This window comes from Kitasatospora sp. NPDC048662 (assembly GCF_055587065.1).
Genome location: NZ_JBVJHA010000004.1, coordinates 462,888 through 481,923, shown reverse-complemented (window position 1 = coordinate 481,923; position 19,036 = coordinate 462,888). Strand labels below are relative to the sequence as shown.

Annotated in this window: 19 protein-coding genes and 3 pseudogenes; 13 read left to right on the top strand and 9 right to left on the bottom strand. The window is 70.4% G+C overall.

Annotation, left to right across the window (positions count from 1 at the left end; all coding sequences use genetic code 11):
• Window positions 1–29 precede the first annotated feature (29 nt).
• Window positions 30–1,445, bottom strand: coding sequence for an APC family permease (locus ACZ6R9_RS15420; protein WP_380478299.1), 1,416 nt, complete (start codon window positions 1,443–1,445; stop codon window positions 30–32).
• A 283-nt stretch (window positions 1,446–1,728) separates the two neighbouring features.
• Between ACZ6R9_RS15420 and ACZ6R9_RS15415 the strand changes: the two genes are divergently transcribed.
• The 3 genes from ACZ6R9_RS15415 to ACZ6R9_RS15405 all read left to right on the top strand — a co-directional run bounded on the left by ACZ6R9_RS15415 (window position 1,729) and on the right by ACZ6R9_RS15405 (window position 3,766).
• Window positions 1,729–2,448 (top strand): TetR/AcrR family transcriptional regulator, encoded by a 720-nt coding sequence (locus ACZ6R9_RS15415; protein WP_465538508.1) that lies wholly within the window; start codon window positions 1,729–1,731, stop codon window positions 2,446–2,448.
• 108 nt (window positions 2,449–2,556) lie between these two features.
• Window positions 2,557–2,946 carry a VOC family protein gene (locus ACZ6R9_RS15410; RefSeq protein ID WP_465538507.1) on the top strand — a complete coding sequence of 130 codons (390 nt, stop codon included), beginning with the start codon at window positions 2,557–2,559 and terminating at the stop codon, window positions 2,944–2,946.
• Window positions 2,947–2,986: 40 nt separating this feature from the next.
• A complete protein-coding gene (locus tag ACZ6R9_RS15405) occupies window positions 2,987–3,766 on the top strand; it encodes a hypothetical protein (RefSeq protein ID WP_465538506.1) in 780 nt (259 codons plus the stop codon).
• A 2-nt stretch (window positions 3,767–3,768) separates the two neighbouring features.
• On the opposite strand, the gene ACZ6R9_RS15400 is transcribed toward ACZ6R9_RS15405, so the two are convergent.
• Complete coding sequence (locus ACZ6R9_RS15400; RefSeq protein WP_465538505.1) at window positions 3,769–4,632, bottom strand: alpha/beta fold hydrolase; 864 nt, start codon at window positions 4,630–4,632, stop codon at window positions 3,769–3,771.
• 49 nt (window positions 4,633–4,681) lie between these two features.
• Here ACZ6R9_RS15400 and ACZ6R9_RS15395 point away from each other — a divergent pair, with 49 nt between their 5' ends.
• The 5 genes from ACZ6R9_RS15395 to ACZ6R9_RS15375 all read left to right on the top strand — a co-directional run bounded on the left by ACZ6R9_RS15395 (window position 4,682) and on the right by ACZ6R9_RS15375 (window position 8,426).
• Complete coding sequence (locus tag ACZ6R9_RS15395; protein ID WP_380477932.1) at window positions 4,682–5,290, top strand: TetR/AcrR family transcriptional regulator; 609 nt, start codon at window positions 4,682–4,684, stop codon at window positions 5,288–5,290.
• A 223-nt stretch (window positions 5,291–5,513) separates the two neighbouring features.
• On the top strand, window positions 5,514–6,050 hold the full coding sequence (locus tag ACZ6R9_RS15390) for a GNAT family N-acetyltransferase (RefSeq protein WP_465538504.1): 537 nt from the start codon (window positions 5,514–5,516) through the stop codon (window positions 6,048–6,050).
• 71 nt (window positions 6,051–6,121) lie between these two features.
• The gene (locus ACZ6R9_RS15385; protein WP_465538503.1) at window positions 6,122–6,658 is read left to right on the top strand and encodes a GNAT family N-acetyltransferase; all 537 of its coding nucleotides are present in this window, start codon (window positions 6,122–6,124) and stop codon (window positions 6,656–6,658) included.
• Window positions 6,659–6,971: 313 nt separating this feature from the next.
• Window positions 6,972–7,841, top strand: a complete 870-nt coding sequence (locus ACZ6R9_RS15380; RefSeq protein ID WP_465538502.1) for an acyl-CoA thioester hydrolase/BAAT C-terminal domain-containing protein — start codon at window positions 6,972–6,974, stop codon at window positions 7,839–7,841.
• 54 nt (window positions 7,842–7,895) lie between these two features.
• Complete coding sequence (locus ACZ6R9_RS15375; protein WP_465538501.1) at window positions 7,896–8,426, top strand: NUDIX hydrolase; 531 nt, start codon at window positions 7,896–7,898, stop codon at window positions 8,424–8,426.
• Here the strand turns inward: ACZ6R9_RS15375 and ACZ6R9_RS15370 are convergent.
• From ACZ6R9_RS15370 to ACZ6R9_RS15360, 3 genes are all read right to left on the bottom strand, one after another.
• Complete coding sequence (locus tag ACZ6R9_RS15370) at window positions 8,415–8,798, bottom strand: hypothetical protein (RefSeq protein ID WP_465538500.1); 384 nt, start codon at window positions 8,796–8,798, stop codon at window positions 8,415–8,417. The genes ACZ6R9_RS15375 and ACZ6R9_RS15370 overlap by 12 nt on opposite strands.
• Before the next feature lie 91 nt (window positions 8,799–8,889).
• Window positions 8,890–9,639, bottom strand: coding sequence for an SDR family oxidoreductase (locus ACZ6R9_RS15365; protein ID WP_380477938.1), 750 nt, complete (start codon window positions 9,637–9,639; stop codon window positions 8,890–8,892).
• A gap of 154 nt (window positions 9,640–9,793) precedes the next feature.
• Window positions 9,794–10,687 (bottom strand): AraC family transcriptional regulator, encoded by an 894-nt coding sequence (locus ACZ6R9_RS15360; RefSeq protein WP_366807888.1) that lies wholly within the window; start codon window positions 10,685–10,687, stop codon window positions 9,794–9,796.
• A 144-nt stretch (window positions 10,688–10,831) separates the two neighbouring features.
• Between ACZ6R9_RS15360 and ACZ6R9_RS15355 the strand changes: the two genes are divergently transcribed.
• Both ACZ6R9_RS15355 and ACZ6R9_RS15350 read left to right on the top strand, forming a co-directional pair.
• Window positions 10,832–11,149: a putative quinol monooxygenase gene (locus tag ACZ6R9_RS15355; protein WP_465538499.1), complete on the top strand. Its 318-nt coding sequence runs from the start codon at window positions 10,832–10,834 to the stop codon at window positions 11,147–11,149.
• 98 nt (window positions 11,150–11,247) lie between these two features.
• Entirely contained in the window at window positions 11,248–12,216 is a 969-nt protein-coding gene (locus ACZ6R9_RS15350; protein ID WP_465538498.1) for an alpha/beta hydrolase, read from the top strand.
• Between the two features lie 47 nt (window positions 12,217–12,263).
• Here the strand turns inward: ACZ6R9_RS15350 and ACZ6R9_RS15345 are convergent.
• Window positions 12,264–12,931: pseudogene (locus ACZ6R9_RS15345) on the bottom strand (hypothetical protein).
• 375 nt (window positions 12,932–13,306) lie between these two features.
• Between ACZ6R9_RS15345 and ACZ6R9_RS15340 the strand changes: the two are divergent.
• Together ACZ6R9_RS15340 and ACZ6R9_RS15335 are read left to right on the top strand one after the other, a co-directional pair.
• Window positions 13,307–13,828: a hypothetical protein gene (locus ACZ6R9_RS15340; RefSeq protein ID WP_465538497.1), complete on the top strand. Its 522-nt coding sequence runs from the start codon at window positions 13,307–13,309 to the stop codon at window positions 13,826–13,828.
• 213 nt (window positions 13,829–14,041) lie between these two features.
• On the top strand, window positions 14,042–14,446 hold the full coding sequence (locus ACZ6R9_RS15335; protein WP_345515915.1) for a RidA family protein: 405 nt from the start codon (window positions 14,042–14,044) through the stop codon (window positions 14,444–14,446).
• A gap of 40 nt (window positions 14,447–14,486) precedes the next feature.
• On the opposite strand, the pseudogene ACZ6R9_RS15330 reads toward ACZ6R9_RS15335, so the two are convergent.
• From ACZ6R9_RS15330 to ACZ6R9_RS15320, 3 genes and pseudogenes are all read right to left on the bottom strand, one after another.
• Window positions 14,487–14,672, bottom strand: a pseudogene (locus tag ACZ6R9_RS15330) (IS5/IS1182 family transposase); the annotation flags it as partial.
• Window positions 14,673–14,832: 160 nt separating this feature from the next.
• A complete protein-coding gene (locus ACZ6R9_RS15325; RefSeq protein WP_465538496.1) occupies window positions 14,833–15,225 on the bottom strand; it encodes a hypothetical protein in 393 nt (130 codons plus the stop codon).
• A 330-nt stretch (window positions 15,226–15,555) separates the two neighbouring features.
• Window positions 15,556–15,834: pseudogene (locus ACZ6R9_RS15320) on the bottom strand (helix-turn-helix domain-containing protein); the annotation flags it as partial.
• Window positions 15,835–17,425: 1,591 nt separating this feature from the next.
• Between ACZ6R9_RS15320 and ACZ6R9_RS15315 the strand changes: the two are divergent.
• Window positions 17,426–18,946, top strand: a complete 1,521-nt coding sequence (locus ACZ6R9_RS15315; RefSeq protein WP_465538495.1) for an amino acid adenylation domain-containing protein — start codon at window positions 17,426–17,428, stop codon at window positions 18,944–18,946.
• The last annotated feature ends 90 nt before the right edge of the window (window positions 18,947–19,036 follow it).

Here is a 19,036-nt window from a genome sequence, read left to right as displayed (position 1 = left end):
CCAAGTGGTGCAGAGGATGTGACGGTACGTCAGTCTTGCTCGGTGAAGTACGGCGAGCGGCGCCCCCAGCGCGACCAGGCCGCGGCCAGCAGTCCGGAGCCGATCATCAGCACCGGCACCGAGAGTTCGAACCACCCGTTGTCGGCGGCGAGTTCGAAGTGGTCGGTGGAGTCGTAGAAGGTCCAGGCGAGGTAGCCGCCGACCAGCAGCAGCACCGTTCCGCCGAGCAGCGGCGCGACCACCGCCTTCAGCCCCTCGACGAGGTTCTCGCGCAGCAGGTGCCGGAACCGCACCGCGGAGGCGATCGCCACCAGCGCGTAGTAGAGCGCGACCACGATGCCGATCGCGTTGACGGTCGCCGAGATCAGCTCGGTGACGGTCGGGATCACCAGGGACAGGGTGGCCAGCGCCAGCGCGATGCCGGTGATCAGCCAGGTGCCGGCGGACGGGGTGCGGTGGCGCGGGTGCAGCCGCGTCCAGACCTTGCCGAGGGTGCCGTCGCGGCCCATCGCCAGCGCGCCGCGCGCGGTCGGGATCACCGCGGCCTGCAGCGAGGCCGCCGCCGAGCAGGTCAGTGCCACCAGCGGCAGCGCGGCCAGCGGCTGGTCGGCGAGCTTCTCGGCGAAGTAGGCCAGGCCGGTGGCCCCGTTGTCGGCCAACTCGTCCAGCGGCAGCACCCGTTGGAAGGCGGTACCGGCGAACAGGAACAGTCCGAGCATCAGCAGCAGCGACCACAGGCCGCCCCGGGTGGCGTCCTTCGGGTCGTGCACCTCCTCGCCGACGCTGAAGACCGACTCGAACCCCCAGTAGCAGAACACCGCCAGCACCATGCCCTGGGCGAGCACGCTCGGCGACGTCAGCTCGAACGGGTTGTACCAGGACAGGCTGAACGGCTGGTCACCCGCGAACAGCCCGTATCCGCAGAACGCGAGCAGCACCGCGTACTCGAAGATCAGCAGGTACTTCTGGAGCGCCGCGGCCAGGTCAAGTCCGCGCACCGCCACGACCGTCGCGCCCACCAGCACCAGCATGCCGATCAGTGTGCACTGCACGCTGGAGTCCGGGTCCAACTCCACGCCGAGCAGGGAGTGCAGCCCTGCCTTTCCGACCAGCTGGACGAGCGCCGAACCGGTCACCGTGGTGGTGTACGCCATGAAGACGATGGTGGAGACGATGTTGACCCAGCCGGTCAGGAAGCCCAGCCACGGGTTGAGCACCCGGCCCACCCAGCGGTACGAGCTGCCCGCGTCGGGCTCGACCTGGTTGAGCCGCCCGTAGCCGCAGGCGATGCCCAGCACCGGCAGGAACGCCAGCAGCATGATGGCCGGCAGGTGCAGGCCGACCACCCCCGCCATCAGGCCCAGGCCGATGCCGATCGAGGTGGTGGCGGCCGTGCTGGACGCGGCGATCACCACCACCGCGCCGACGCCGACCGACTTGCGCATCGCCTCCGTGCCGCCGGCGCCGGTGCCGGTGCTGGGGAGGCCGTTGTCCTCGACCGTCGTTGCCAAGGGATCACCACCGATTCAATCGTGGGGGAACGCCCGTACGACGGGCGCGAATTGAGGGTGCACCGCCCGGGGTCGGCGGCGGCGCGGCAGTGCGGCGGCGGCCGCGAAGCGGGCGGCGCGCCGGGGTGGGGGAACGCACCGGCGGGAGAACCGGTGGCACGTCATGAAACCTGCGCCCGCTTCACACGTCAATGCTGTTGACGTAAGCTCGCCGACCATGAGCGACCGAGTCGTCCCGGAGACCGCACGCCGCCGGCGGCGCCCCACCAAGCAGGGCACCGTGCTCTCCGAGCAGATCATCATCGAGACCGCGCTGCGCCTGGTCGGCCAGCACGGCGCGCAGGCGTTCACCGTCCGCCGCCTCGGCGCGGCGCTGGGCGCGGACCCGAGCGCGATCTACCGCTACTTCCACAGCACGGACGACCTGCTGCTCGCCGTCGCCGACGAACTCATCGGACGCGGCCTGCGCGGCTGGCAGCCCACCGGCGACTGGCGCACCGACCTGCGTGAGGTCGGCCTGCGCATCCACGCCCACTCGCTCGCCCACCCGCAGGCCGCCGTGCTCGCCGCCTACCGCACCACCGGCCGCGCCAACGAGATCCGCGCCATCGAGACCATGCTCGGCATCCTGCGCGACGCGGGCTTCCCCGACCCGGATGCCGTCAGCCTCTACCACGCCTTCATCGACCAGGCCCTCGGCTTCGCCGTCCTCGACTCCGCGTCACTCGCCCTCCCCGCGCCCGCGCAGAACGCCGATCTCGCCGTCTGGGACACCGCCTACCGCACCCTCTCCCCCGCCACCCATCCGCACATCGCCGCCACCACCCACCTGCTCGCCGCCGACATGCGCCACAGCGCCTACCCCCTCGCCCTCGACCTCCTCCTCGAATCCCTCGCCGCCCGCCTCCCCGACCCGCTTCGAACTGCCCACCCCTGAGCGGACTTCCGCGTTCGCGTCCGCCCGGCGTGCCACCGGCGCCCGGGGTCACGGTCGGCCGTAGGGTCTGGGGGCGGGGATCGGCGGCGAGGCCCGGAGGGCGGCGGGATGCGGATCTACATCACCTCGGTGTTCGTCGAGGACCAGGCGAGGGCGCTGCGCTTCTACACCGAGGTGCTGGGCTTCGTGGTGAAGCACGATGTGCCGCTGGGCGGCGGGGCGCGGTGGTTGACGGTGGTCTCGCCGGAGCAGCCGGAGGGCACCGAACTGCTGCTGGAGCCGTCGGGGCATCCGGCCGTTCCGCCGTACAAGGCGGCGCTGGTCGCGGACGGCATTCCGGCGGTGTCCTTCGCGGTGGACGACGTGCAGGCCGAGTACGAGCGGCTGCGGGCCCTCGGCGTGGAGTTCACCCAGCAACCCACCCGGCTGGGGCCCGTGACGGCGGCGGTGTTCGACGACACCTGCGGCAATCTGGTGCAGATCGTCCGGGTCGTATAACGACGGGCGGTGCGTGGGCCGCGTCCGCTAGCCTCCCCGCGTGATCATTGAGGGGACGCGCGAGGGCGCGAGCTGGTGGGGAATCGTCAAGTCGCGGGCCGCGGCGGGCTGGTGGCGACTGTTGCTGTTGGCGTTGGTACCACTGCTCGCGGAGTGGGCGGTGCAGTTCGGCGGAGCGGCGGTCCGGGCCCCGTTGGCGATCACCCTGGTGCTGCCGGTACTGGTCGGGGTGGCGGTGTCGGCCGTGGTGTGGGCGCCGAAGCTGGAGGTGCTGTCGGGCCGCCGGGGCCTGCTGGGCACGGCAGGGGCCGGGGTGGCGGTGCTGGCGGTGGCCCTGCTGGTGCCGCAGGCCCGCCGCTTGGTGATCACGGCGAGCTTCCTCATTCCCGAGTCCGCCGTCGGCACCCGCAACAACGTCTTTGCCACGTTGGTCCTCCCGCCGGGCGGCGCGGTGCTCGAACTGGCCGCACTGCTCGGCTCGCTGGCACTGACGCTGCTGCCGATGGCGGTGCTGCTGGAGGGTGCGGGCGTGCGCCGGGCGTGGGCGGTGCTGCGCGGCGACTGGCGGACGGTGCTGCGCGCAGTCGGCATCACGCTGATCCCGGCGATGGTTTCGTCGCTCGTGCTCTCGGCGCTCATCTCCTCGCCTGCCATCGGCTTCGACCACGCCTTCGTGATCACGATGCAGCTGACCCAGGCACTGATCAATGCCCTGATGGACTCCGTCACCGCGGTTCTGCTGTACGCGACTTGGCAGCGCGCTGCGGTGGTGCGAGGCGGCAACGGCGCGGCGCGGGAGGCGGTGTCGGCGGGAGTGTGACCTCAGGCCAGGCTCTGGGCGAGGATCCGCCCGGCGACCAGGTCGGGCGCGTCCATCGGCAGTGAGTGCCCGGCACCGGGGACGATCTCCACCTGGGCCGCGGGCAGCACGCGTCCGATCCGGGCGGCGACCTCGGTGGAGTCGTGCAGCGCGCTGCGTGCGCCGAGCAGGAACAGCGCGGGCAGGTCGATCCGGCGCAGTTCCTCGTCGGTGAGCACCGGCGGGACGGGCAGCGCGCGGCGGAAGCCCATCGCGGCGCGGGTCAGCCGCATCAACTCCTCCTCCAGCACGGCACTGTTGCCGACCGCCCGGGCCAGCCTGGGCCGCAGCGCGCGGGGCGCGGACGCGGCGAGGCCGCCGGCGATCAGCCAGGCGTAGAAGCGGAAACCGAAGCCGTTGAACCCGGCCGGGTCGAGCAAGGTCAACGCGCCGACCCGCCCGGGGTGGTACAGCCGGTGCTGGAGCGCGACCCACCCACCGTACGAGCAGCCGACCAAATGGGCGTCGGCGAGGCCGAGTTCGGCAAGGACGCCCTCCAGCCAGGCAGCGGCGTCGGTGCCGTCGGCGATCGGCGCGGTCTGCTCACTGGCGCCCGGTTCGCCGATCGGGTCGAGGGCGAACACCGGGTGGCGCTCGGCGAGTTGGCCGAGCTGATGGTGCCACATCAGCGCGTTGCCGCCGGACGCCGGGAGCAGCACGATCGGCCGCCCGCGCTCGGCGCCGGTGCGATGGACGCGGGTGGTGCCGTACCCGCCCGGAACGTCGATGGCGGTGCAGGGGCCGGGCCAGAGGGCAGCCAGGGCGTGGTCGTAGGCCGTGCGGAAACGGTCGGCGGCCTGGGCGTTCCGGAACTCGCTGATTCGCATGGTACATGTGTATCACGGCATGATACGGGTGTACCAGGGAGGCCGGACCATGAACACGAAGCTCGAACACGAGGAGCGCCGACGGCAGATCGCCGAGGCGCTGCTCCGGATCGCCGACACCCAAGGACTGCAGTCCGCCAGCATGCGCGCGGTCGCCGCCGAGGCCGGCGTCTCACTGCGGCTGGTCCAGTACTACTTCGAGACCAAGGAGGGCCTGCTGCTGGACGCACTCGCCCGCCTCGGCGCCCAGCTCCAGGCCCGGATGGCCCGCTGGATCGCCGCCGCCGGCAACCCGCCCACCCCACGCGCCCTGATCACCGCCGTGCTGGCCTGCATCCTGCCGACGGATGCCGAGAGCCGACGCATCGCCCGCACCTACACCGCCTACTACGCCCTGGTCCTCAACGACCCGGCGGCACTGGAGAAGCACGGCACCGGCCAGGCCGACCTGCTGGAGTCCTTCCTCACCAAGCAGCTCCACGCCGCCCAGCAGGACGGCACCCTCTCCCCCGCCCGCAACCCCCGCATCACCGCCGCCGGCCTGGCCGCCCTGGTCAACGGCCTCGGCCAGAGCGTCCTCGGCGGCCAACGCGACGGCGAGGCCGCGCTCGCCATCCTCACCCACCACCTGGACGAGCTGTTCGCGCCAGCGAGTTGACGGCAGGGCGAGACCCGGACGAGGAACATCTCCCACTCGCTCGGCGGGCGGCCGGTCCCGTCATCGCACCGGATCTGCGGCAGCCACTCGACGGCCGGCAGCTCCCCGTCCTCGCGGACCAGCCACCGGAAGCGGACGGCGACGGACGCCTCGCCCCCCGGGAGCGCGCCCAGAACCGGCCGTTCCGGCCCGCGTGTCGAGGGGCTCGGGTAGGTTGCCCGTCATGAGTGATCATGGAAGTGTCCGCTGGCCGTCCGCTCCCATCAGCACCGAGCGGCTGGTGCTCCGACCGTCCGAAGCCCGCGACCGGGCCGCGTTCGTCGAGCTGTTCGCCTCGCCGGAGGTCGGCACCCACATCGGCGGCGCCCGTCCGCGCGAGGACCTGGAGCGTGCGGTGCCGGAGGTGCCCGGGCAGCGGCCCGGCGTGTTCGTGGCCGAGCTCGACGGCACGATGATCGGCCTCGTCACCCTTGAGGTGCGCCCCGCCGACCGCCCCGGCCACATCCGTCCGGAGGCCGGCGAACGCGAACTCGGCTACCTGTTCCTGCCGCACGCCTGGGGTCACGGCTACGCCGCCGAGGCCTGCACGGCCGCCCTCGACTGGTACGCCGACGCACTCCCGGCCGAGCCGGTGGTGCTCTGCACCCAGCTCGCCAACGGCGCCGCCGTGCGCCTCGCGACGAAGCTGGGCTTCACCGAGATCGAGCGGTTCGAGGAGTACGGCGCCGAGCAGTGGTTCGGCGTCCGGCAACCGCGCTGAACTCCGCTGCCGGGTAACGCCGTTCACGAACGGGCCGCTCGCGCCGGAAGGCGTGCGGTAGGTTGCCGGGCATGACCGACCTCGAAGCCGTCGCCTGGCCGCCCTCCCCGATCCGCACCGAGCGGCTCGTCCTGCGCGAGCCCGAGGCCCGCGACCGGGCGGCGGTCATCGACCTGTTCACCTCGCCGGAGGCCCGCGAGTACCTCGGCGGCCCGCGTCCGCGCGCGGAGGTCGAACAGGCGATGCCCGGGACGCCCACCCGGCGGCCCGGCGTGTTCGTGGCCGAGCTCGACGGCACGATGATCGGCCTCGTCACCCTCGACCGACGCGACACCGACCGCCCCGGCCACGTCCGCCCCGAGGGCCTGGAACCCGAACTCAGCTACCTGTTCCTGCCGCACGCCTGGGGCCACGGCTACGCCACCGAGGCGTGCACGGCAGCCCTCGGCTGGTTCGACGGCGCGCTGCCCGGCGAGCCGGTGGTGCTCTGCACCCAGACCGCCAACGAGCGGGCGATGCGCCTCGCGACCAAGCTGGGCTTCGCCGAGGTCGAGCGGTTCGAGGAGTTCAGCGCCGAGCAGTGGTTCGGTCTCCGCCTGCCGAGCTGAACTCCGCACCCGCGCACGCGCCGAGCCGCCACCACCGAGACCTGCGCGGACGCTGCCGGGGACCGGACGCTCATGCGACGGCGCGGACCTCATCGACAACGCCCTCAGCGCGCTCATCGGCACGGTTGCCCGCAGTCGTCACGGCCGTCGTCCGGCGGCTCGCGCCGCCCCACCGTGATGCCGCCGGGATCGTTGCGAACCCCACCGCCGGCCAGTACGAGACGGCGCGGCAGGTCGCCACACAGCTGTTCGGCCCTGGCACTGTGGTCGAAACCTGACGTTCAGTCGGATTCCTTGCAGAACAGGAGACTTCATGACCGTCCTCGCACACGAGCTGACCACTCCCTGGGAGGCGGTCTTGATGGAGCCGACCGCGGGCAACGGCACGGGCGTCCTCGTCCTGGCCGGGTCGAGCGGCCGGGTGGACCGCCAACGGGCGAGGCTTCTCGCCGAGCGGGGGTTCCTCGCTCTGGCCATCCGCTGGTACGGCGGACCGGGGCAGCCGCCGGGGATCTGCGAGGTGCCGCTGGAGACGTTCGTCGCGGCCGTCGCCCTGCTGCGATCCCGTGGAGCGGAACGCGTCGGCATCCTCGGCTGGTCCAAGGGCGCCGAGGCCGTGCTGCTCACCGCGGTCCACGAGCCGCGCGTGGACGCGGTGGTGGCCATCTCTCCGACGTCGCTGGTCTGGTGCAACGTGGGACCGGGGCTCGACGGGCGGGACCGGCCCTGGCGGTCCTCCTGGAGCTGGCAGGGGAAGCCGCTGCCCTTCGTCCCGATGGACGGTGACCGCTGGGAGCCCGAGGGGCAGGGCGAGGGTCCGGTGGCGATCCGCGGCTGGTACGAGCTCAGCGAGCGGACCTACGCCGGGCGCCTGGACGCCGCCGCGATCCCGGTGGAGCGGACGTCCGCCGACCTCCTGCTCGTCGCGGGCGGCGACGACGAGATGTGGCCGTCCCTGCGGTACGCCGAGCAACTGGCCGCGCACCGCCGAGCAGGTGGAGCCCCTGTCCAGCTGGTGAGCCGCGAGGACGCCGGGCACCGCCCGCGCTTCCCGGGCGAAGGCCCCGCCGCGCCCTCGGAGATCTTCGCCTACGGAGGGACAGCCCGAAGCGACGCCCTGCTCGGCGAAGCAGCCTGGGAACCCGTCCTCGACCTGCTCCATCCCGGGCTCAACTCAGCCTGACAGGCGCAGACTTGGCGGGCGGACGGACAAGGGCCGCCGGTAGCGTGGCGCCCCATGACTCCGCATCGGCGCCACACCTCCCGCATCCTGCTGCTCGACCACCACGACCGCCTGTTGCTGCTCTGCGGCCGCGACCCGCGCCGTGACGGTGCCCGCTGGTGGTTCACCGTCGGCGGCGGAATCGAGGAAGGCGAGGACGCATTGGCCGCCGCCGTACGGGAGTTGCGCGAGGAAACCGGGCTGACGGTGACCGCCGACCGGCTCGGCCCGCTCGCCTGGACCCGCCGCACCCGGTTCAGCGTCGACGGTCGGCACTTCGACCAGTCCGAGGCGTACCGCCTCTGCCGCCTCACCGCCGCCGAGGCCGCCGCCGCGCGGATCGAGACCGAGGAAGCCCGCTACGGCCACCACTGGTGGAGCATCCGGGAGTTGGCCACCACCGACCAGACCGTCCGCCCCCGCCGACTGGCCCACCACCTGGCCGGGCTGCTCCGCTCCGGCCCCGGCCAAGTGCCGCTCCACCTGGGCGACTTCAACGAGGACACCGCCCCGGATGCAGCTACTGGCGATGCGTCAGATTGCTGAAGCCGAAGCCGAGTTGCCAGCGAGACGGTCGGCGAGGCCGCAGACCATGGCGGCGACCGCGAGGAAGGCGACCATCGCGCGGAGCAGACCGCTCTCGGGATAGGTGTCGGCGACCGCGCGCAGGGCCAGGTAGGCGGCACCGAGACCAGCCGTCGCGGCGAGGGCGAGCGGCAGCAGCGCGTCCCGGACCTGGCGCCGGCACAGCGCGCCGAGAGCGGTGAACAGCCCGCCTGCGAGGGCGACTTGCGGGTGGGCGAAGCCCAGGCCGTAGCGCACCGCCAGGGCCGGCACCAGGAACAGCACCAGTCCGCGGCGCAGCACCGTCACAAGCGCGGCGTCCCGCTTCTCGTCGTTGGTCAGGTTCCCGTTCATCGGGGTGAGCGCCCGACGGCGAGCCGACCCGGTGCGTGGGCGCGGGGCCGGCTCCTGTTGTCAGTGCGGCGTGACCTTGCCTGCTGGCTGATTACTTCGCCTGGGAGAGCGAGACCGCGTCGGGGCCGGCGGGGAATCGCAGCTGGCCGGTCGTGTCGTGCACGGCTCGCCACACTGTCTCGGCGACGTCGCTCTCCTTGGTGAACAGGTCCTGGCCCGTGAAGTCGCCCATGGCCTTCTTCGCCCATGGTGCGTAGGGCGCCGGGACCAGCTCGTCCAGCGAGGCGCCCTTCGTCGCGTTGGCCGCGAAGTTCGTCGTCAGGCAGGCGCCCGGCTCGACCGTCTTGGCCTGCACACCGAAGGGCGCGAGTTCGAGCGCGAGGGATGCGGTGAACCCCTCGATGGCCATCTTGCTTGCCTTGTAGACGGCCGAGAGCGGCATGTGGCCCAGCACCACGCTGGAGGTCACGTTGACCACCACGCCGGAGCCGCGCTCGCGGAACTGGCGCAGCACCGCCTGCGTCGTCGCCATCACGCCGAACGTGTTGGTTTCGAAGACTTCCCGCACTCGGGCCATAGGGGTGCCCTCGAACACGCTGATCAACGGGACGCCCGCGTTGTTGACCAGGACGTCGATGGGCCCGGCCGCCTCGAACGCGGCGGTGATGCTCTGGGGCTTGGTCACGTCGAGCTCGACGACGCGGAGCCGGTCCGACTCGGGCAGGACGCCCGCACGCGGCGTCCGCATCGTGGCGATGACGTTCCACCCCTGCGAGTGGAAGTACAGGGCGGTCTCCCGTCCGTATCCGGATGAGGCACCAGTGATCAGAACTGTCTTCATGCGGTGATCCTTGCGATGTAGTGGGATCCGCGGATGGACGGGCATTTTCCTGCCCGCGGAAGAACGGGTGATCCCATTGAATCGCTCTGACCTGCTGGAATAGTAGAACTATTGTCGCTTCGTCTTGCACGATCCTCCCTCATGGTCCGGCCGCTCAAGGAAGGACGCCTGCAGTGCTTCGCAGGCGGGCCGCGTCCCGGCTCGGGGGTGCGCCGAACTGGCGGCGGTACTCGCGGCTGAACTGCGACGGGTTGTCGTAGCCGACGCGGTGGCCGACTCCGGTGACGTCGCCCGGGTGGGTGGCGAGCAGCAGCCGGGCCTCCTGGAGCCGGATCTGTTTCTGGAACTGGATGGGGCTCATCGCGGTCACCGCCTGGAAGTTGCGGTAGAACGCGGAGACGCTCATCCCGGACAGCCGTGCCACGTCCTCGACCCGGAAGGGCTCGGCGTAGTGCTCGCGGATCCAGCGCACGGCCCGGGCGACATGGCTGAGGCCGCTGTCGGCGAGGCCGAGCTGGCGCACCGTCGCGCCCTGCTCGCCGGTGATCAGGCGCCACAGGATCTCGCGTTTGACCAGCGGGGCCAGTACGGCGCGGTCGCTGGGCTCGTCGAGCAGGCGCAGCAGCCGGACCACCGCGTCGAGCAACGCGGGCGGGGCGTCGCTGACGGCGATCCCCGACGGAGTGCCTCCGGCGGGGCGGGGGATGTCGCCGGGACCGGCTTGCAGTAGCAGTTCGGCGACGGCGGACGGTTCCAGCGTGAGGCCGAAGCCGAGGGCCGGCTGCTCGGGGGCGGCCTGGGTGAACTGTCCGGTGACGGGCAGGTCGACGGATGCGACCAGGTACTGCCCCGCGCCGTACGCGTAGACCCGGTCGCCCAGCGCGAGGCGTTTGGCGCCCTGGGCGATGACTGCGAGCACCGTGCCGGACATCGAGGGCGCCGGCGGATCCGGCCGGTCGACCTTGGAGATGAGGACGCCGTCGATGGCGGTGGTCCAGTCGGGCCGGGCATGCCGGGCCAGCAGGGTGCGGAGCTCTTCGAGGTGCATGCGTCCATTGCAGCACTGTGCTGTGCTGCAATTCCCGTACTCGCGAGGATCGTGCAAGCACCAGCGAGCATCGTTCTAACGTTTACGCAGGTCACAGCGATTGAATGGAATCACCGCACTCCATCAACGCAGAAGAAGGCCGCCATGATTGCCAGGTACGGCTTCAACGCCACGCTGACCGCCAGGCCCGGAATGGGCGACCGGCTCGTCGACCTGCTGCTGACCGGCCTGCACGAGGGCAGCCCCGGCGCGAGCGAGTACTGCGTGGTCTACCTCGTCTCCCGTTCCGCGTCCGCCCCCGACGTCGTCCACGTCACCGAGGGCTGGACCAGCGAGGAGGACCACCACCGGATCTTCGCCGGCGAGGCCGCCCAGGCCATCGTGGCGCAGATCGGCGGACTGCTGGCCAAGGAGTCCGAGTACACCGACTACGTGCCGGTCTGCGGCAAGGCCGCCTTCTGACCCGCCGAACACACCCCAGCCGCTGCCGCCTCGGTGCCCGCCGAGGTGGCCCCCGTCCTCACCCGACCGTCCGCCACCACCCATGAAAGGCAACGACCATGACCACGGCACGCCCCTCCCTCGACCCCGAACTGCATGAACTCCTGGCCGACATGCCGCTGATGTCCCAGCTCAGCCCGGAAGTGCTGGCGCAGGTACGCCCCTTCTCCTCGATGCCCGTCGAACCCCTCCTGGAAGGTCGCGCGATCGACCGGCGCGAGGTCACCGCTGCGAGTCCGGACGGCACCCCGATCCCCTTGTCCGTCTTCAGCCCCGCGAACACCGATCGCGCCACCGCCGCACCCTGCGTCTACTGGATGCACGGCGGCGGGATGGTCATGGGTGACCGGTTCTCACAGATCGACATCCCGCTGGAGTGGCTCGACGAGTTCGGCGCCGTCGTGGTCTCCGTCGACTACCGGCTCGCGCCCGAGTCCACCGGTATCATCCCGGTCGACGACTGCTACCAGGGACTGCTCTGGATCGCCGAACACTCCGAAGAACTGGGCATCGACCCCGCCCGGATCATCGTCGCAGGCGCCAGCGCGGGCGGCGGCCTCGCCGCCGGCGTCACCCTGCTGGCCCGCGACCTCGGCACCCCGACGATCGCCGCCCAAGTCCTGATCGGCCCCATGCTCGACCACCGCAACACCACCGCCTCCAGCCTCCAGTACTCGAACGGGCCCGGCGTCTGGACCCGCGAGATGAACGGATTCGGATGGCGCTGCCTCCTCGGCGACCTCACCGACGACGAGGTACCCGCATACGTCTCACCCGCCCTGGCCGACGACCTCGCGGGCCTGCCGACCACCTACATCGACACCGGCTCCGCCGAAGTCTTCCGCGACGAGGACACCGACTACGCCACCCGCATCTGGGCGGCCGGTGGCCAGGCCGAACTCCACGTCTGGGCAGGCGGCTTCCACGGATTCGACGCCCTGTACCCGCAGGCACACATCTCGGCCACAGCCCGCCGAACCCGCACTGACTGGCTCGCCCGACTCCTGCCCACGAACCCCGCCGCATAGGGGAAGTCGACGAGTTTCGGTCGTCCGCTTCAGCCTTGGCCAAGACCTCAGCGTCTGCTGTCTCCGGGCACGAGCAGGCTGGTGACCTCGGCGATCGCCTCCGCCGAGGGGTGGAAGTAGCGCCGTACGTTCTCCGGCTTCCTGTGCCGGGATTTCGCCATCAGCATCAGCTCGCTTGCCCCGGCTTCGCCGAGGTGGGTCAGGGAGGAGTGGCGGTACTCGTGCAGATCCCAGCCGGTGCCGGGCCCGGCCAGCGCGGTGTGCTGGTCGAGCAGCGCGCGCCTGCCCGTAGGAGAGGCGGGCCAGGCCAGTGTCCGGGCAGACGTCGCGGGCGGAGAGCACCTTGCCGGGGTTGGGGCGGCGGTGGGTGACGAACACCGGGGTCCGGCGGCGGCAGCCGCTTCGCCCAGGCCGGGACCGCCGGACCGTCGTAGCCGCGCTCGACGCACCAGCTCGTCCACGAGAGCACCGCGCCGCGGCGGGCGTTCCAGGTGTTCACCGCCGAACTGCCCCACAGCAGCTCCAGCGCCTCACCGATCTCGTCGTCCGCGACGGCGGCGAGCGGGCGGCCCTCGCCGATCCGCTCGGCGGTCTTCCCGACGGCGATGCCGTAGTTCCGGACGGTGTTCGGGTTGCCGAGCGAGTCGAGGAAGGCGTCAGCCGCCGTCCGGACGGTCAGTGTCTTCCCGGTCGGCAGCAGCAGGACCGCAGGCACCGTCTCTCCCTTGCCACAGATAACAGGGTCGCTTCACGCAACGTGCGGAAGAAGTCCCCGCAGGTCGCACTCGGTGATACCGCAGATAATAGGGCGTTATCTGCGAACGACTTCAGCACCGCCCCGGCGTCGACGGCCCGTCAGCCGCCCACCAGCAACGATCCGGGCTTAGCGCCGGTTTTCGTTCCGATGTTCCTCAACCCCCGGGAGGCCCGCGAGTTCGCGGAAGCTGAAGGTCTTTTCGCGGGAACCCGAGGATGGATGGTCGTGTTCTCGTGGGTTCGGCTTCCGGGTTCAGGCGAACACGCGGGGCAGGTGCCGAGCGGGCCCGCCCCTGGGTGCCTTCCCTGGAAACGGTCCTGACCCGTAGGAGTCATGAGAGCAGAAGGAACGACACCGGAACCGGAAACCTCTATGCAGAGTGGGCTCACATCTCTGGGTGAGGTAGCGTGCCGTTATCAGGCGGATGAGATACGCCCGGAAGATCTGCCAATCGCTGCTGAGGCGCTCGCAGCCGGACTGGACACCCCGACATTGTGCGAGCTCGCCGGTTGGCCTCGCAACGCGGATGTCCGCGACATTCGTGACGCGTTCGAGCAAGCACTTGCCGAGTCCGGGATCCGGTTGCCGGATCGGGGCCTGGCGCGGCGCCACGCTCTGCGCCGGATGGCGGCGAGATTCATCGATGGAGAGATAACTCCCGCTGACCTGGCGACGGACGATTGGTGGGAGACGGATGTCGAGACCGCGGCGGAGCAATCGTTCGTGGCGCTGATCCCGCAGTGCGATTGCTGCATCGAGTACACGTTGGGGCTTGACCAGCAGACGTGGGCGGCCCAGCTGCGGAACGCTGCCCTCGCCCTGACATCGTCTCCGCCGATCAGCCGCGGATGCTGACTGTGCCTGGCGTGCTCATCCTCAGCAAAGGCGTGGACCGTTAAGCAGATTTCACTGAGCCTCTTTCATCCTCTGCTGGAGGGTGTTTGTGCGCGCAGAGAATACTTCGACGGCGCTGCCAGACAAGCATCGTTTGTACAGACCCGTAACTTCTACATGCAAGGGGCCTGTCTGCAATTGACGGCCCCGCGCACTGTATCAAGGGAGTGAGTCATGAGTTCTCAGGTGAAGGCATTCGGGTTCGGCATGCCGTGGGAGTCGCTGTACGGGTACAGTCAGGCCACTCAGGTCGGTGACACGGTTTATGTGTCGGGGCAGCTGTCTCATGACCGTCACGGCAACTTCGTGGGTGCCGGCGACTTCGAACTGCAGGTCCGCACCACGCTGGAGAATCTGGACCTGGTGCTGAGGCAATTCGGGGCCGAGCGTGGCCAGATAGCGGAGACCACGGTTTTGGTGAGGAACCTGCGGGAGAACTTCGACACGACAGCACGCCTCCACGCCGAGTACTTCGGGGAGCACCGGCCCGCCAGCACGGTCATGGGCGTTTCCGACTTGGCACTGCCGGACCAACTCGTGGAGATCGGCGCGCTCGTGCGTCTCGATGTGAAGCCATAGGTGAGGAGGCCGGCCTGATTCCTCCAGTGAACCTCTTACATCCTGAATAGTTGCAGGTCAGCAGCGTGTGGACGGCTTGGACGATGGTGCTGATAAGGCGGGTGGAGCATCTGGCTCGTCGCAGCAGCCGCCAGGCTTTCAACTGGGCGAAGGCGCGTTCGCCGGGGGCTCTCAGCCGGGCGTGATCGCGGATGAACTGCTGGTAATGCGGGGGCTGTTCGCGGTGGCCATGCGGGACGTCGAGCGGGGCAGGATACGGAACCAGCAGGGCCCCTTCGGCCGCCGGTGTGATGAGTGGAATCACCACGCCAACGACGAGGGGCCCTGCCTCGTCACCACACCCGCTGACCAGCCCATTTCATCCTCCAGCACAGGACGAAAGAGGTTCACTGAAGTGGCTGTTCAGCGGCCTGGTGCAGCAGCGTCCGTGCGGAGTCTGCGTAGCGCATCGCGGTCTTCTCGTCGAGCCCGAACACCTCGGCGAGGTGGAGCGGGTCGGGCCCGTGAGTCAGGGCCTCTTCGAATTGTCGGTCGACGCGGAGCCGCTCCAGCGTCGCGTCCTGCCCACGCATCGCGGCGCTGATCCAGTGATTGCTGGCGCGGCTGGTTTTCGTGGCGGTCCGGTTGTTGATCAGCAGGTGGAGATTCGCGGTGTTCGGCCACCGGCGGCGCCGGTGCTCCAGCCAGTCCAGCAGCAGCTTCCGGGTGAGATCGTCGAGCGGGCGGACGCGTCCGGCGATGGTCAGCCGGCGATTGCCGAGATCGACGTCGTCGAGCATGAGGTTGGCGATCTGGGCGACCCGGGCGGCGTGGACCGCCGCGAGGGCGAGGATGAGCCGCGTCGCCGGCGTGGTGGCCGCGGGTCTCGGCGAGCCGGTGGGCGAGGTACTTTGCCCAGGCCAGCCACGGGCTGGTCAGGTCGGCGTCGGCCAGGGCGAGCCGGCTGTAGTCACGGGGGATCTGTGCGAACAGCGGTAGCTGCTGCCATCCGGGATCCGGGTGCCAGGCCGGTGCAGGAGGCGGCTTGCGCGGGGCTCCCCGCCGTCCTCCGCGCGTCCGAAATGTGGGGGTCGGTCTCCTGCGGTAGTGCATCCCGACGAAGAACAGTTGGCGGTTCCCGCACCGACCGCGGCCCGTTCCGTCTCCTCGGCCCGGCCAGGGCGGCTGACCTTCTCCGGTTCGGGGATCAGCAGGTCGCCGATCTCGCAGCCGAGGACCGCGCAGATGACGTCCAGGTCCTCCAGCTTGAGCGAGACCGGCTGGCCGGACCACAGCCCGGACATCTTGCCGGCCGAGATCACCAGGCCGTGCTCGGACAGGCTCCGCTGGAGCTCGGACGCCTTCCAGATACCCTTGTGCGCGGCGGTCAGCCGCAGGTTCCACCTCATCGGGCCAGTCCTTCCAGCCGCTTCGCGGCCCGTTCCATCCCGGCGGCCCAGGCGTCCTCGACCCGGGTCTGCTGCACGTGGATATACCGCATGGTCGGGGCGATCCAGGAATGTCCTAAGACCTCCTGGATTGCGAGCAAATCCAGTCCGTTTCCATAGAGTTGGGACGCACAGAAATGCCGCAGGACGTGCGGTGTCAACCTTCCAGCTCGGCAGGTGAGCCTGGACCGCGTTGTCGAGCCCGTTGCGCAGGGCGTCGTCGCCGACCCGGCGGGCAGAGCCGTCGGTGTTCTTGCGCTCGCTCGGGAACAGCGGGGCACCAGGGCGAGCGTGATCGTCGTCGAACTGACCCCACGCATCCTCGATAAACCATCGCAGTGTCCGGTCGGCACCATTGATCAGCGGAACCATCCGCTCGCGCGGCCCCGAGCCGCAGGCCCCCTTGCCGTGGCGGACGTGGAGCTTGCCGAAGCGGCCCAGGTCCCACTTGATGTCGCCCAGGTCGAGCCCACACGCCTCGCTCACCCGCAGGCCGACCTGGGACATCAACTTCGAGGCGGTGTAGTTCCGTGCGGTCGGGGCGAACTTCCGGCAAGTGGCCAGCTCGCCGCCCCAGCCGGTGAACAACGTCCGGATCTCCGGCTCACTCGGCGGGATCCGCAGCTGGGTGTCCTTGGCCCCGCGCGGCCGGTTCATCTCGTCGATCGGGCACTCGACCACTCGGCCGGTCATCCGGTGGATTTCAACCTTGTGCCGCAGCTTCGCCCTCGAAGCGGTCCTCCCTGCCGAACCGCCCGCGTTTCCGAACGAGGGCCACCTGCTCGTCCGCAACAAATGACGGCGCGGGTCGGCCTGCCGGAGCAAGACCCTTGTGCCGGCACGCGAATATCGCCGAGTCAGCATGAACACCGCCGCGAGTGGCTTCCCACCTTCGTCGCGGCACGACTCAATCAGGGCCGACCACCTGGTGGTTGACATGGCCGACAAGCCTGGGCCCACACGACTGACCAACCCGGCGAACGGCACTGGCGGCCGACGCTCGGCCTAGCGGGCCCGGCCCGGCCCCGCCGCCCCGCACGTTCCGTCTGGGGTTCGGTGACGTTCCGTTGCCGTCGGGTGGTCAAGGGGGTGGCGTCGCGGGACTCCGGCGCGGGGTGAATGGGGGCTGACGGAGCGGTGGTGGTAATCGCTTTCCATTCCCGTGCGGGCGCAATCGGGAGGCGCTTGGGGCGGCGTTCGTGCGAAGGCAAAGGAAGCTGATTCGGGGCGGGACGGTCTCGGCTCGGGCGGCAAATTCAGGGGCATTTCGCAGCGGCCCCGTCCGGCATCACGGGTGCACCGACACCCCGCCCGGCAGTGGACCGGACCAGTCTCCGAGGGGGTCCGGAGACGAGTCGCGGGGCGGTCGGCGCCAGCTGGGGGGCTTGATCACGGACGGTGATCAAGGCGGAGGCGCGGGGAGTTCACAGATCGGTTACAGGTCTCTCGGGAAATCGACTCAACAACCATTGTGGGGCCGGGGGGCGAGAGGTAGAGTCCCGGTTCGCCGAAGCACGGACGGGCACCTCTGGGCATTTATCTTGGAGCGGGCATGTCAAAGAACGGTGACATCAACAGATCGGGCCCCGACCTGTTGGATGCGTTTGCGGAAGCCGTTCTCCGGTGGCCCGAGCGAACCGCGATCGAGTCCCCCGAGCACACTCTCAGCTACCAGCAACTCGCTCTCTCTGCACAACGGTTGGCCGATCGATTGGGTGACCGGCCGGGGCCGGTCGCAGTGTCGGCCGGGCATCAACCGGACACCGTGGTGGCGCTGCTCGGCATCCTCCTGGCGGGCGGTGTGTACGTACCGCTCGACCCGGGGTTCCCGGTGACGCGGCGCCAACGGATGGTCGAGGCGGCCGGGTGCCGGTTGCTGGTCGGTCCCAAAACGAGCAAAGAGGCCGGGCAACTCGGGCTGGAGTACCTCGAGTTGGACGACGAAGAGGCCACAGGGGCGGCAACGGTCGTCACGCCCGAGGATCCCGCGTACGTTCTGTTCACCTCGGGGTCCACGGGGCAGCCGAAGCCGGTGGTGACGCCGCGTCGGGCGATCTCGGCCACGGTCGCATCGCTGCGCGAGTTGTTCGAAGTCGGGCCGGAGGACCGGGTGTTGCAGTTCGCTTCGCTGAACTGGGACACCTGCTTCGAGGAGATCCTGCCGACGCTGACGGCCGGTGGCCGGCTGGTGTTCGACCCGGAGGCGCACTCGGCGTCGTTTCCCCGGCTGTTACGGATGGTCGAGCGTCGCGGCGTCACCGTGCTGGACCTGCCCACGGCGTTCTGGCACGAGCTGGTCCTGCATCTCACCGAGGACGATGCGAAGTCCGAACTCCCGGACTGTGTCCGGCTGGTGGTGATCGGCGGCGAGGCGGCGAGCCCGGCCAGGCTGGCGGACTGGAGCCGGCTGGCATGCAGCTCGCGGATCCGGTTGCTGAACACCTACGGCTGCACCGAGACCACCCTAATCACGCACGCGGTGGACCTGCTCGGCCCGCGCACCCGGGAGCCGGGCGGCAGATGGGATCCCGCCGAGCGGGCGCCGATCGGACGGGCACTCCCCCACGTGGCCGAACTGCTCACGCCTGACGGGGAGTTACTGATCGGCGGCCCCGCTCTCGCGACCGGCTACCCGGGGCTTCCGGAGGCCACCGCCGAGCGTTTCGTGCTGCGCGACGGGCAACGCTGGTTCCGGACCGGGGACCGCGCGGCCGCCAACCAGGACGGGGTGCTGACCCCGCTGGGACGGCTGGACCACGAGGTGAAGATCCGCGGCATCCGGGTCGATCCGGCGGAGGTGGAGGCCGGACTCGGCACCCACCCCGGGGTCGGCGCGGCAGCGGTCACCGCCACCACGCTGGCCGGACGGGCCGCCCTGGTCGCCTACGTCGTCCCGCGCACCGGCGGGCCCGACCCGGCGCTCGCCACCGAGCTCCTGCACTACCTGCGCGAGCGACTGCCCGGCCACCTCGTCCCGAGCCGGATCACCGTGGTGCCGGACCTGGTCCGCACCGCCAGCGGCAAGGTCGACCGCGCCGCCTCGCACCGCCTGCACAGCACCGCCCCGCGCTGAGTCGAACCTTCCCCTCGGATGACGGACGGCCGATCAGCGAGCTGACCCACCGTCAGCTCGCTCTCACTGCCGGGCCGCAGACCCCAGCGC